This is a genomic window from Paenibacillus sp. QJM3NY_38 (genome assembly GCF_056173265.1).
This window is the reverse complement of record NZ_CM149665.1, coordinates 3,185,067-3,197,462: the sequence shown is the minus strand read 5'-3', so window position 1 is coordinate 3,197,462 and position 12,396 is coordinate 3,185,067. Positions and strand designations below refer to the sequence as shown.

Sequence of the window (12,396 nt, the reverse complement as noted above, 5' to 3'; positions counted from 1 at the left end):
GTCCGGCAGATTCCGCTTCCCTGCAACTGAAATACCTCTCTGAATCCGCTACTAACTTCGTGCCGGACCGACGGCGAATGCCCGATGCGTGAACATGGTGTTATAAGATGACTTCGCCCTCGAAGCCTTACTCACTAGTTCTTTCGTTTTGTAAATTGTAACGGTGTTCCTTCGGTTTGCATCTTGTCGTCATCAATGTGTCTAATTTCTTGTGCAATATATTTCCCCTCGCGAAAAGCATACTCCACTTCCAAATAACCGGCATATTGTTCTGTTCTGCCATCACCAATTCTCACACCGCCAATTAACTTCCCATCGACCACTTCATAGTTTATCCAATCGTCATAATATGCCTTTAAGTCACCATACTTTGATGATTCATATATCAAGCTATCTCCTAAATAAACTTTTCTTCCTGAAAATGTTACATTCTCTTTGATAATATCTTGTATAGGTTCAACGATGGCTTCGACCGAATTGATTGATATTACATGCGCTTCCGAAAGTATAATTCCAGTTCCATGATCTAAAATGTTGATAAAGACGATTTCATTTTGATTATCTTGATTAATATCTTCAATGTAAATTATCGGATCTCTCAACGAACTTTGGATCCATTGAAACTGGCCAACTTCACCCTTATTGTATCTAATAACAAAATTTGAAATCTTATCACCACGTTCTGATAATCTCCCATAAACATAAATATCATGGTCATCGTTAATGAATTCAATTGTTTTGCTCTCTTCAGTCACTTGTTCAGACTCAAATGTATTTTTTCTGATTTGGATGTTTCTCCATTACATCCAACTAGAATAAGAAAAATCAAAAGTACAAATAGAAAATTATTATTCCCCATTCAAATAATCACTCTCATCGATTTGGTTTTTATGTTTTGCGGTGATTTCTTATAACGTTTCCGCATTCCTGACGTTCAAGCGGCTTAAGTGACCATATGGAACGGGTCGTCAGACTTAGCCGGTTGAATGTGTCGCCTGAGTCCACTTCTCAGATGTTCCTCTTGGCAACCAAGGACGCCTTAGCGACGCTGCAGGAATGCATTGCACCTATTGCAATTCCTAAATGATCTTTTATGTAAGCCAGATCCGTATAGCCAACTAGTTCATGATTATACTCAATCCCTTTTCGCACAAAATCATCTAAGGATTTATTAACACAAGCCTCCCACCATCGATATACCTCTTTTTCATAACTATTCTGTTGCCATCCATTTGATGAGCAGAACAGTTCATTCCTACTCCATGCTAAAACCGTCTCATAATCATCCATTTTGATTTTTCTAAGATTTATTAAAGTCTCTATTCTGCTCTTCCTCCCTATTAGTTTAGTTGTTTGATTTTGCGGGATTTCTTATAACGTTACTGTATTCAACGACGTCTCACCGACTTAAGCCCCGACAGGGGCCGGCCGCGATGCGGTTAGTCGGTGTGGATGTGTCCGCCTGGTCCAGCTTCCCTGCCATTCCACTTCGGGCGGACCGAGGAGCCGTCAGGCTCCGATGCGTGGATACTATGTTATGTGATGTCCAAGCCCACTCCGAAATACTCAATATGTCCATCATTTATTGTTAATATTTCTTAATTCAACTCTCCATCCATCATCTTCTTCGAACGAAACAGAAACTTTTGTTTTTCCGTGAGTATTTTTGATTTCATTTATCTTCTTTGCCAAAGAATCAAGTTCTTTGAATAATTCAATAAACTTCTCATGTTCTTCAGAAAAGGAGTTAATCTCAACATCTTCAAAAGTTATTTCAATATTCGATTCTTGTTTGTATTCTTTGCTTGTTACAGTCGTTTTAAATGATTTTAGCCAACCATAAATATCTTTTCCAGCCTCATTAAGAATACCATTGGCAATCGCAACACCAATGGGCACTGCGAATGAATAGTAAGTGTAATGAATATCTCTGACACAGCAGATGGATAATGTTGAAGTGCTATCCGGGGGTAATAATCAATCTTAAAATCTACGTCAGTTTTCTTCAAAATCTCATCTATATCTGCACCTTTAAATGCAAAAGAATTCAATACCAATTCAATTTTCGGTCGGCTTTGCATCTCCGGTCTCCTTTAAATTAGTTTTTGCTTGGATTTCACATAACGTTTTGTATTCACGACTCCTCACTGGCTTAAGCTGCCAGTCGATTTAGCGCAGCGATCGACTGGCAGGGTCTTAGACTTAGCCAGTGCAGGATTGTCCGGCTGATTGAGCTTTCTTGCAACTGATTTATCTTCCCCGAAACCCCTTCTTACACTTCGGCCGGACCAAGGAGCCGACAGGCGACGTATCGTGAATGTGGTGTTATATGATGGGGGAAACTTCTTCGATCTCACTTTCAAATTCTTGTTTAATCAATAATTTGTTTTACTTCACAACTCTTTTTTATGCTTTTTAATACTCTTTATTAATACATCTATTAGAATCCCGAATACGATCCAAAATAATAAATGAAATAAGTATACTAATGGTTGAAAGAATTTTGTCGTATCCGGATTTGTATTAATATCTGTTAGCCAATCAACTAATAACAAGTTAATAGGGTTAGTCAGGAAGATTAAAAGGTTCTTATCATCATTTCCAGTGAAATTAAAGAAACAAATCAATATAGAAAGTAAACAAAACCAGAATGCGAATCTTTTCATTATTGGAATCATCTCTGGATTCTCCTTACATATTTTGTTTAACTGTCCCTTTCATATAACGTTCCTGTATTCACGACGTCCGACGCAGTCGGATGTGTCTGCTGAAATCCCTCTCCCAGCAGACCAAGGCTCCAAAGGAGCCGCAGCTTGAATATTTTGTTATGCGTAGTTACTCTCCACCGAGTCCTCATTTATATCAATCGATTGTATTTGATCTAATTTATTTCAAACTATATTTTCCTAAATTTTTTGTTTGATTATGAACTACTGTTAGAATGCTATTATCAATTCCTTCAATGATTTTATCCAGCATTCCTTCTCTCAATGAACTTTTCTGTAATGCCTTTGAAAAATCGCGAATACTAACATTTGTTTTTGCAAGTTCAAAGATCTTCTCAAAAATTTCTTCTACTTTCTTTATATCAGAACCATTTGCATCTAATTCAATTACTACTCGTTTAGTTTTACTAAAATGCCCTTGATCATACTCAAATAAAATCAGCACTGGATTGTAAGGGAAATCAATCGAAAAATCTTTTTCTAATTTGTCCAAGAATTCAAGGTATATTTCTCTATTAAAATAATATTTTTTGTCTTTTATTATTATTTTGTTATTACTGTGATAAAAATTTTCTTCTAAGTACCCTGGTAAATAGAAATTAATATATCTTCCTGATTTGTAGTTAAATCTATCAAAATAATTCAAGATATACTCTCTACATGTTTGTTAATTATAGTCAGCTATTAACAAGCCGAAAGTAACTGGAATGCTATTGTCCTCTCGACGTTTAATTTCATGAACCAGTCTATCATACTGTCCTAATAGCCACATAATTGATCCTCCGAATTTCACTTAGAGTTTAACATTTTTAGTTTACTGTAATTACGCATAACGTTCTCGTATTCACGACGTCCAACCGACTTAAGCGACCAACGGGAGCGGCCCCGATGCGGTTTAGTCGGAGAGGATGTGTCCGCTGATTGCACTTCTTCGCTAATCGCTTCTTGCGGACCGAGGAGCCGAAAGGCTCCGCTGCGTGAATATAATGTTAGCCGAAGTTTTGGCCTCTTGAATCTGCTAGAGTTTATCTCCTTTATACCAATTGAATTTTCTTATCATCTCTATCGCAGCTTCATGTATTTCATTTCCTCTTGAAACCTATGTGTAGAATGTTCAGACTTCTTATTTGAAGTTCCATGTTCTCGTTTAAAACTCTCCATTTGTCTCCACACAAACTCGTCACATGCATCAACAGAATTCCCTAGAAACAAATCAAAATCACTAGCTCTCAAATGATTTGGATTATATGCATCCTGTAATGTAGCCATATAGGCATTATTATCTCCAACTAATTTAATTGAGATTGACTTCTTTCCAGTTTCCGTCACAGTATGCAGAGTAATTGAATATTCATTAGCTGTTCCACCAACCCAAGTTGACCAGTTATAATCAATTGCTCTATCAACCAGAGTAGTGACCAGATCTTCAAATTCTTTAATTTTATATTTCTTCCAATCAACTTTTCTAGATTTTGTAAACTTCCTCCAATTATCTTGAGTAATTGCTTCTGTCTCTTCTATACCAAATATACTTGCTAATTCTCCGAATCCCTGTTCATAATTTGTTCTAAAATCAGCAAACTTTCTATCTGATAAAAAAAGCGGTATGTCACAGTCTCTATAATAGATAGGTATTACAAATACTTTTCTTAGTTGCATTTGTTTTACCCATGCAGCTCCCAATTCGCTTTTCACCCATTCTGAGCCTAACGCTTCAGGCGACAACACTATTCCAAGATATTCGTTTTCACGAATACCTTCTTCAATTCGCCATGTAATTGATTCACCTATTTTTATCTCCCACTTGTCAAACCAGACATTGATACCAATTCGTTTTAAGTCCCTAGCTAATTTCTCTACAAATGGTTTATCTAAACTAGTATGACTCAGAAAAATACTAGACAAAATTATCTTCTCCTTATAATAAATTTCGGGTAACGTTCCTGTATTCACGACGTCCGACGGAGTCGGATGTGTCCGGCTGGCTCCACTTCTTGGTTCTTCTGCAGGGCCGAGGGCCGAATGACCCGCAGCGTGAGTATATTGTTATACGCTGTCCATGCTCTCAGGATCATATTGTATTGTTGTGATCGTTATTCCTATATCTTTTATGAAATCATTCGCCTGATTTATAAAAGCCTTTCCGGTATCATTGATTGGGTATTTAGTGTAGTGAGTAATCTCAATTGATCTATCCTTAGCATCTGGATAAGCGGTATAGATTTGACCACTCTCAACAAAATGTAAATATGTATTTAGCTTCTCTTGAAGTGTTTTTAAATGTTCTTCTGAATTTTCCCAAATAAGGTGATCTGTAATTCCTAATGTTACCTTGCCATTCATTTTATTAATGGCTATCACATCGATTTTGTTAGTTTGTTCAATAGTCATTAATTATTAAGCTCCTTTCTGTATTTAGTGGATTGCGTATAACGTTTTTTTCACGAACTTCGCAAAAACATCATCTCTTGAGGTGTTTACGAACTTCGTGAACCCACCTTCAACAACCAAGTTTACGACTCCTCTTCCAAATGATCTAACGGACTTTTAATCCTTCTTATGTCCTTCACACTCACATGTGTGTACCTTTCGGTGGTGCGCACACTTGATGACCGAGCAACTCTTGAATGAAGCGAATGTCAATTCCACCTTCCATTAGATGTGTAGCGAATGAATGGCGTAAGGCGTGAATACTAACCTTTTTCTGGATTCCAGAGGCAGTACGTGCTTGTTCGAACACATTTTGAACCGTTCGTTCAGTTCTCTGGGTGTTGACCTGGGAACATCCACTTCTCAGGCTTTTCTAGTTGTAAATACGGTTGAACTATATCCATAGCTGTATCGGATAATAGGGTAAGACGATCCTTTCGACCTTTGCCTTGAGAAACTCGAAGCGTTTTTCGCTCGAAATCAATGTCTTGAGTTTTCAACCGGACCACTTCCCCTACCCGTAATCCTGAGGAATAGGTAAGATATAGGATCGCACGATGTTTTAAATTATGGAGTGCTTTTAAGATCAACATCACTTCGTTCATCGATAATACATTCGGCAACTTCTTTTCTTTCTTAGGGCGAACATACGAGACTGTTTCCTCATGCAATAGTACTTTTTGAGGATAGAATTTGATCGCGCTGAGCGCTTGATTAACATAGGAATGGGAACATTTCCTATGAAGTAAGTGTAAGGAATAACTCTGAATCATTTTCTCGAGATCCAACCCATTATTTTGCTGCTGTGCAAAAGTAAGAAATCGATGGACTTGACTACAATATGCTTTTATCGTTTTTTACTATAACCTCGAAGCTGCAGTGCATGAACGAAAGACCTTTTTATCGACTCATTCCATTAATAGATTGAAATGTGATCCTGCATATGAACTTCAAGGTTAAACAAGCTGCACTCTTTCATCAACATGCTATCAACATAAATCTTCGTTCCTTCAAAAAGTGTATGCAACTGGTGAATGGATTCGGGTGTAAGAGGAATCATCCAGACCTTTTTATCACGGATCCATTTCCTTCCTGGAATATCTCGAATCTTCATCACCATTTATTCATCATACTTAAAACGACATATAAGGAACCTTCATCATTCCGAGACACCCATATACTCACGTTCCCACCCTCTCATTATAGCAGCAACCTAATTATTGGAAAGTAAAAAGAGCTCACAATCGCCGTCATCGACGTTGTAAGCTCCCGATACTTTCGGTGCTGTTCATCCTTTATGATCTAACCGCATTCAATTCAATATTATTACGTTTAGGGGATTAAAATTGTTGTAGTCATTATATAGATTAAACCATAATCAAGGTAACAATGGCTTCTTCATTAGCCCCTGCCCAGATTCAATACATGATGGAATTTTGTATAATAGAGAGATACATATTGTGGTACTGCGAAGGAGTGGACCTATCGTCATGAAACCGGAGTTAGATCCGAGAGAAATCAGAACCCTGCAAAAAATAAAAAACGCTCTCCTTCACATGATGGCTTCCCGAATCGATCCCATATCCATTACGGATCTATGTGCCGAGGCACAAGTGACACGGCCTACTTTTTACAAGCATTTTAGCAGCGTAGCCGAGTTAATGGAGGTTATGTCCAAGGAGACAATGGAAGATTTGGAACGCCGCATCGTGATCGAGAAAAAAATATCCCTTCAAGAGGTTGATTATGATGAACTGCCCTCCAATATGGTCGCTTTATTCAACCATGTGCTGGAGAATCGGCAGTTTTACGAAGCCTTCATCTTAATCCATCCGGACACGCCATTCACGCGTTATTTCAAAGCCACGCTCTACCATTTTGTAAAGGTTGGGCTTGAAGCTTCCATTGAGACTGGCGCCGAGATCAGTGTGCCGTCCGAAGTGGTCATCAACTTTATGACAGGTGCATTTCACGAGACCATCTTGTGGTGGATGTTGAAGGGATATCCCTACACTCCACAGGAAATGACGGCTATGGTATTACGATTATCCATTAACGGCCCCTATCAATTCTAGAATATAAAAAAAGAGTAGCGGCTCTTCATTGAGAATAGGATACGTTACTCTTTTTGCTAACTTCGTAAATCAGAAGGAATATTTGTCCATTTCATCGAAATACAATGTACTAACACGAAATCGATAGAAAGAGATGTGTATAAGATGAATGGAATTCTGGGCGTATCCGGACTATCGTTCTTGCTGGTGACACTGTTCACCCCTCTGCTTATCTGGGGATTACGTACGTTAAAGCTTACGCAGCCGATCCGGACCGAACTACCTCCCGATCATCAGGCCAAACGCGGGACGCCGTTAATGGCAGGTCTTATATTGCTGATAGGCGTTGCCATTTCACTGCAATTTCAACCTACGCCGCTTACCGTTTTTTTATGCTCGACCTTCCTCTTGTTCAGCTCGATCGGGTTTATGGATGACTTCAAAAAAGCTGCGTGGCAGGACCCGTCCGGAATCTCCGGTCGCATGAAGCTTGTATTTCAGTTCCTGTTTACCGGCGCATTACTGTATGTGCTGTTCCATTCCTTTTCACTAACAAGTGATATCCGACTCTTCAACGGGTTCCAGCTCCATCTGCCGGTAAGCGTGTACGTCATCATCATGCTGTTATTCATTGTGGGTTCGGCGAATGCCATTAACTTTACCGACGGATTGGACGGACTATTAATCAACGTAGCCATTCCTACCTATTTTTTCTTCTTCTTAATCTCCGACAAACCGGAAGTGCAAATGTTCTCGCTGGTCATGGTCGGCTGCCTGCTCGGCTTGCTGCTCTACAATATTCATCCAGCCCGGGCTTTCATGGGCGATACGGGATCTCTCGCCATTGGCGGCTCCCTATCATTCTTAGCGGTCATCGAGAAGGTCGAAATTCTGATTCCGCTTCTGTTCATCATCTATTTGGCTGAGCAGCTCTCGGTCATCCTGCAGGTATGGTACTACAAACGCACCAAGCTGCGTCTGTTCCGAATGGCACCGATTCATTTCCACTTCAGTCTTAAATACGGCTGGAGCGAGAACAAAATCGTGATGATTTTCGGTTTTGTCTCCTGGTTTATGGCTTTGCTCTGTTGGTTGCTTGCCAAATACGCAATGTGAAACATTGGAATAAAATAATCAAGGAAAAGCCTCCTGGTAGATGTCCGGAACACTACTGGTTGGCTTTTTTACATGTTGAGACCCTGGCTTTGGACTTACGGCATAATTCCCTCCAGCTCTTTTCTCAGACTGTTGAGCGTTGATGTTCGTTCTTCGTCATTCTGTTCGTCGTAGAGCAGTTGCTCCATGAATTCCCAGACATCCTCCAGCTTGCGTCTCCCTTGATAAAATGTCAGCGCCTCGATGTTCACCTCATAATGACTGTGGGTATTCGCATAAATTCTCATGAATTCTGAAAAATAGGGCTCATCCACAAACGACATCATATCGGCTTCGACCGGTGCCAGCTTCAGTCCCTCCCAATCAATCAGCTTCAGCTGTCCCGTAGACATCAGGTTCCATCCATGTATGTCGCTATGGCATAATGCCATTCGCAGATCACGATTCTTCAGCGCTTCGGACAGCTCTTCAATTTTAAGCATTAATTTCTTCATGCTATCGATATGATGAAGCAGCACTTTCCCGAGGTCATACGGCAACTCCCCGTCCAGCGTGCTCCTTAGCTGCTCAAGAAACGGCACCGTAAAGCTTTCTTTCATCGCACTTGTCACCAGAGGAACCTCTTCCCCATAACGATGGAGCTCTGCGATCATCTCTGCCAATTGTCTCACTTGATCCTTCGTCAGCTTGGTATCGGCGATTGTATCCCCGACGATATATTCATACAACAGATAAATTCCTTCGTCATCCTCGCATTGATAGCAGCCGTCTTGTGTGAGAATCGGAACTGGAATCTTCCCCTTTAAACGACTATGCTCCTCAAGCCACAACAGTACAGGCACGTAATCATCAATCAGCGCAGTCCACTTGGGGGTAGATGCACGGCTTTTCTCATATACCTTCAGGAAATAGGCATGTCCCTCACTCTGCACTTTATAAGCCAGCGCTGCCCAACCACCCTTTTGGGGTACAACATGGGTACGATCCAATCCGTAATATTCCTTCAACATACCTTGTAATTGTTCCACAGTACCTCCTATCTATGCCTCATATCTTTCGGGGTTCTCCCCTCTAACTTATCATAGCGGTGCCATGATATGATTTAAAGACCTCCATTCATATCACCTGTGCTTATTTGTTTTTTCGATCACCCTCTTCTTTCTGTAAGAGCTGGCCTTGGTGCATCTCATATAAAAAAACAAGGATGAATCATCTGCATCCTGGTATTATCCCCTGATGGTAGACAGTGAAAAAAGAGGACATGTTACAATGAACTCAAACACTGGATACCGGAGGGGATTTTTGTTATGCCAGCGAAGAAAGGTCAAACTTTTAATCGATATAGTGAAGAAACGAAGAAAGAGGCTGTTCGTTTGCGAGTGGAAGAAGGTTGGGCGTACAGCCGGATTATGGAGAAGTTTGGAATTAAAAGTGAGAGCCAGATTATCACATGGGTACGTAAAAGCCAGAACGGAGAGAGTTTTGAGGATTACCGGGGACGCTGGACGAAGAAGCATTTTAGCAGTGCAGAAGAAGAAAATGCTTATCTGAAAGCGCAGGTAGAATATCTAAAAAAGCTCAATCCGAACTTACACGGGGAGGGAAGCTGGATTTCGAAGCCCGGTGCCAGTCCATTCAAGAAATAAGCAAATGGGCTCCCGTGGTTTGGCTGTGTAGGATCGCTGAAATTTCACGTGCAGGTTACTACAAATGGAAAAAGAACGCTATCCTTAGAGAGAAACGAGCAGACCGGGATGCGGATCTGAAAGCACACATATTGGGCATTCATCGGCTTCGTCCTTATTTCGGTTACAAACGTATGCGAACTGCTTTAGGAAAAGAAGGCTTGGTGGTGAATCACAAAAAGGTGCGTCGCTTGATGAGAGAACTTCATATTCGCTCCGTGATTCGCAAGAAGCGTCCCTTTGCTGGCCGGAAACCGTCAGTCCTGTTTCGTAATGTCTTGAATCGAGAATTTAGGGCTACGGCTCCTGAGCAGAAGCTGGTGACGGATATTACGTATGTCCGGATTGGACATGAGTTTGCTTATCTCTCGGTGGTGATGGATCTGTATAACAACGAGATTGTGGCCTGGGAACTCTCCGAACGAAATGACTTAAAACTCGTTACAGACACGGTGAAGAAACTGAAATGTGGACCTACCTTGCTCCATTCGGACCAAGGGTTTCAATATACAACACAAAGCTATGCCAAGTTGCTTGAAGAGAAGAAGCTAACAGGAAGCCATTCCAGGCGTGGGAACTGCTATGACAATGCTTGTATTGAGTCGTTCTTCTCCCACTTAAAGACGGAGAAGTTGTATTTGGAGAAGCCTCAGAATCTGGAGCAAGCCAGGAGCCAAATCACGGAGTACATTTTGTTTTACAACAAGGAACGTTTCCAAAACAAACTGGGCGACCTCTCCCCGATTGAGTTTCGGGAGAAAGTCGCCGCTTAATAAAATTCCTCTTTTTTTATTGTCTACTTGACGGGGCTATGACCATCCCTGTCTCGCCTGCAACGTCTTTTTTATTCTAACGGCCTGCCTTCTTTATAATAAAGATTCCGCTTAAGAATCACGAAGAAAATATGTACGTTCCGGTACCCGTGTTCTGACAAGATATCGTGAATGCGGGCTGCAACAGCATCATGAATTTCCTGAGATCTCTGGAACATAAGGATTTCAACGGATAGCGGCGTATTCGTAATGATCTGATAAGGAAGCCGTTCGATCTTCACAATTTCCTGCGGAATTTGAACAATCCCCGCGAATTCATCAACGACCTGTGGCGTTATTTCTTCAAGAAAGACTTCGGAGAATCCTTTAAAGCGTAAATATGGCACTCTTATCCCTTCATTTCGTCGAATTATTGTGTTATAGATGTCCTCAAGTGACTTTTATCTCTCTTCTACTATACAATATTGTTATTGTGAAAGGAATCACTATGATTCAGATGCACACATTCGCAGGTGGATTTCAACTATAGCTATCCTTTCAATTGCCCTGTACGACCGCTTCCGTTAAACTTGATAACATCCGATTCATCATACAAGAAATTCATTATGGAGGTGAAGGTCCTCATGGGACAAAATCTATGGGATGCCGAATGGGAAGTGACCGAGCCGTTAGTCCGGTTATTGCTTACTCGCCAATTCCCCCAATTGTCTACCCTCAAGGTCCAGGAGATTGGCAACGGATGGGACAACACCGTTTATCGCGTTGGCGATGAGTATGTGTTTCGCTTTCCTCGTAGAGAGATAGCCATATCTTTACTAAATACCGAAGCAAAAATCCTGCCCAAGCTTGAACACTACATAACGGTACCTTATGCGAAACCCCTCTTCTTCGGAAAAGAAAGTGAAGATTATCCTGCACCTTTTCTAGGATATACTTATCTTCCCGGTAAATTTCCGATTGGAATTTCGGATGAAGCGCGGATGCAATCAGCGGAAACGCTCGCCCGCTTCCTGAAGCGCCTGCATGCTTTTCCCGTAGAAATAGCGCAGCAAGCAGGTGTATTGTCTGACCAGCGTAATCTGGCCGATATCGCCGGCCGCAAAGACAAAATGCTGAATTCCCTTTCCAATCTTACCCAATATATAACGCAAGAGGAGTTACATGAGATCGAGGACTATTTGCGGGGCATCCATTTGGTTCAGGCGAGGCATCGACATGTTCTAATCCACGGGGATCTCCATTTTAAAAATATGCTGGTCGATGATAATGGCAATCTTTCGGGGATTATTGATTGGGGCGACGTCAACATTGGCCATCCTGCCTGTGACCTGAGTATCGCTTACAGCTACCTGCCGCCGGCCTCCAGAGCGGATTTCTATGATATCTATGGTGAAGTGGATGAAGAAACGAAGATTCTGGCACGAATGATCGCCGTCTATATCCCTATGTTAATATTCATGCAGGCCATCGACGATAAAGATGAAGCCATTGCATTGGAAGCCAAATCAATTATTCAGCGTGCCATGGCCATATAATGGTTCGAGGGTTATGGCGGAATCATATCTCATACAGAAAAGAAGCTTGAAAAAAAACCTTCAAGCTTCTTTTTTCT

11 protein-coding genes and 1 pseudogene are annotated in these 12,396 nt (G+C 41.1%); 4 read left to right on the top strand and 8 right to left on the bottom strand.

Annotated elements, in window-relative coordinates; genetic code table 11:
* Positions 1-134: 134 nt before the first annotated feature.
* The 6 genes and pseudogenes from AC0VZ8_RS14850 to AC0VZ8_RS14825 form a co-directional block, all read right to left on the bottom strand.
* Positions 135-755: a hypothetical protein gene (locus tag AC0VZ8_RS14850; RefSeq protein WP_475487351.1), complete on the bottom strand. Its 621-nt coding sequence runs from the start codon at positions 753-755 to the stop codon at positions 135-137.
* An 823-nt stretch (positions 756-1,578) separates the two neighbouring features.
* Complete coding sequence (locus AC0VZ8_RS14845) at positions 1,579-1,899, bottom strand: hypothetical protein (RefSeq protein WP_475487350.1); 321 nt, start codon at positions 1,897-1,899, stop codon at positions 1,579-1,581.
* Between the two features lie 987 nt (positions 1,900-2,886).
* Positions 2,887-3,372, bottom strand: a complete 486-nt coding sequence (locus tag AC0VZ8_RS14840; protein ID WP_475487349.1) for a hypothetical protein — start codon at positions 3,370-3,372, stop codon at positions 2,887-2,889.
* A gap of 416 nt (positions 3,373-3,788) precedes the next feature.
* Entirely contained in the window at positions 3,789-4,631 is an 843-nt protein-coding gene (locus AC0VZ8_RS14835; protein WP_475487348.1) for a toll/interleukin-1 receptor domain-containing protein, read from the bottom strand.
* Positions 4,632-4,772: 141 nt separating this feature from the next.
* Positions 4,773-5,117, bottom strand: coding sequence for a DUF6572 domain-containing protein (locus AC0VZ8_RS14830; RefSeq protein ID WP_475487347.1), 345 nt, complete (start codon positions 5,115-5,117; stop codon positions 4,773-4,775).
* 181 nt (positions 5,118-5,298) lie between these two features.
* Positions 5,299-6,007: pseudogene (locus AC0VZ8_RS14825) on the bottom strand (tyrosine-type recombinase/integrase).
* A gap of 639 nt (positions 6,008-6,646) precedes the next feature.
* Here AC0VZ8_RS14825 and AC0VZ8_RS14820 point away from each other — a divergent pair.
* Positions 6,647-7,231, top strand: coding sequence for a TetR/AcrR family transcriptional regulator (locus tag AC0VZ8_RS14820; RefSeq protein WP_475487346.1), 585 nt, complete (start codon positions 6,647-6,649; stop codon positions 7,229-7,231).
* 144 nt (positions 7,232-7,375) lie between these two features.
* Complete coding sequence (mraY, locus tag AC0VZ8_RS14815; RefSeq protein ID WP_475487345.1) at positions 7,376-8,326, top strand: phospho-N-acetylmuramoyl-pentapeptide-transferase; 951 nt, start codon at positions 7,376-7,378, stop codon at positions 8,324-8,326.
* Positions 8,327-8,421: 95 nt separating this feature from the next.
* Here mraY and AC0VZ8_RS14810 read toward each other — a convergent pair whose 3' ends face one another.
* Entirely contained in the window at positions 8,422-9,354 is a 933-nt protein-coding gene (locus AC0VZ8_RS14810) for an aminoglycoside phosphotransferase family protein (protein WP_475487344.1), read from the bottom strand.
* A gap of 279 nt (positions 9,355-9,633) precedes the next feature.
* Here AC0VZ8_RS14810 and AC0VZ8_RS14805 point away from each other — a divergent pair.
* A protein-coding gene (locus AC0VZ8_RS14805; RefSeq protein ID WP_475484437.1) for an IS3 family transposase occupies positions 9,634-10,784 on the top strand; the annotation gives its coding sequence in 2 pieces (ribosomal slippage) (positions 9,634-9,895 and positions 9,895-10,784; 1,152 coding nt in all).
* A 71-nt stretch (positions 10,785-10,855) separates the two neighbouring features.
* Here AC0VZ8_RS14805 and AC0VZ8_RS14800 read toward each other — a convergent pair.
* The gene (locus AC0VZ8_RS14800; RefSeq protein ID WP_475487343.1) at positions 10,856-11,170 is read right to left on the bottom strand and encodes a DUF1904 family protein; all 315 of its coding nucleotides are present in this window, start codon (positions 11,168-11,170) and stop codon (positions 10,856-10,858) included.
* Positions 11,171-11,407: 237 nt separating this feature from the next.
* Here AC0VZ8_RS14800 and AC0VZ8_RS14795 point away from each other — a divergent pair, with 237 nt between their 5' ends.
* The gene (locus tag AC0VZ8_RS14795) at positions 11,408-12,319 is read left to right on the top strand and encodes an aminoglycoside phosphotransferase family protein (RefSeq protein WP_475487342.1); all 912 of its coding nucleotides are present in this window, start codon (positions 11,408-11,410) and stop codon (positions 12,317-12,319) included.
* Positions 12,320-12,396 lie beyond the last annotated feature (77 nt).

What these genes read in the sequence shown, in the direction of transcription:
- AC0VZ8_RS14830 (WP_475487347.1), bottom strand. Translation starts at nt 5,117, where the DNA reads ATGACTATTGAACAAACTAACAAAATCGATGTGATAGCCATTAATAAA.
- AC0VZ8_RS14795 (WP_475487342.1), top strand. Translation starts at nt 11,408, where the DNA reads ATGGGACAAAATCTATGGGATGCCGAATGGGAAGTGACCGAGCCGTTA.
- mraY (WP_475487345.1), top strand. Translation starts at nt 7,376, where the DNA reads ATGAATGGAATTCTGGGCGTATCCGGACTATCGTTCTTGCTGGTGACA.
- AC0VZ8_RS14820 (WP_475487346.1), top strand. Translation starts at nt 6,647, where the DNA reads ATGAAACCGGAGTTAGATCCGAGAGAAATCAGAACCCTGCAAAAAATA.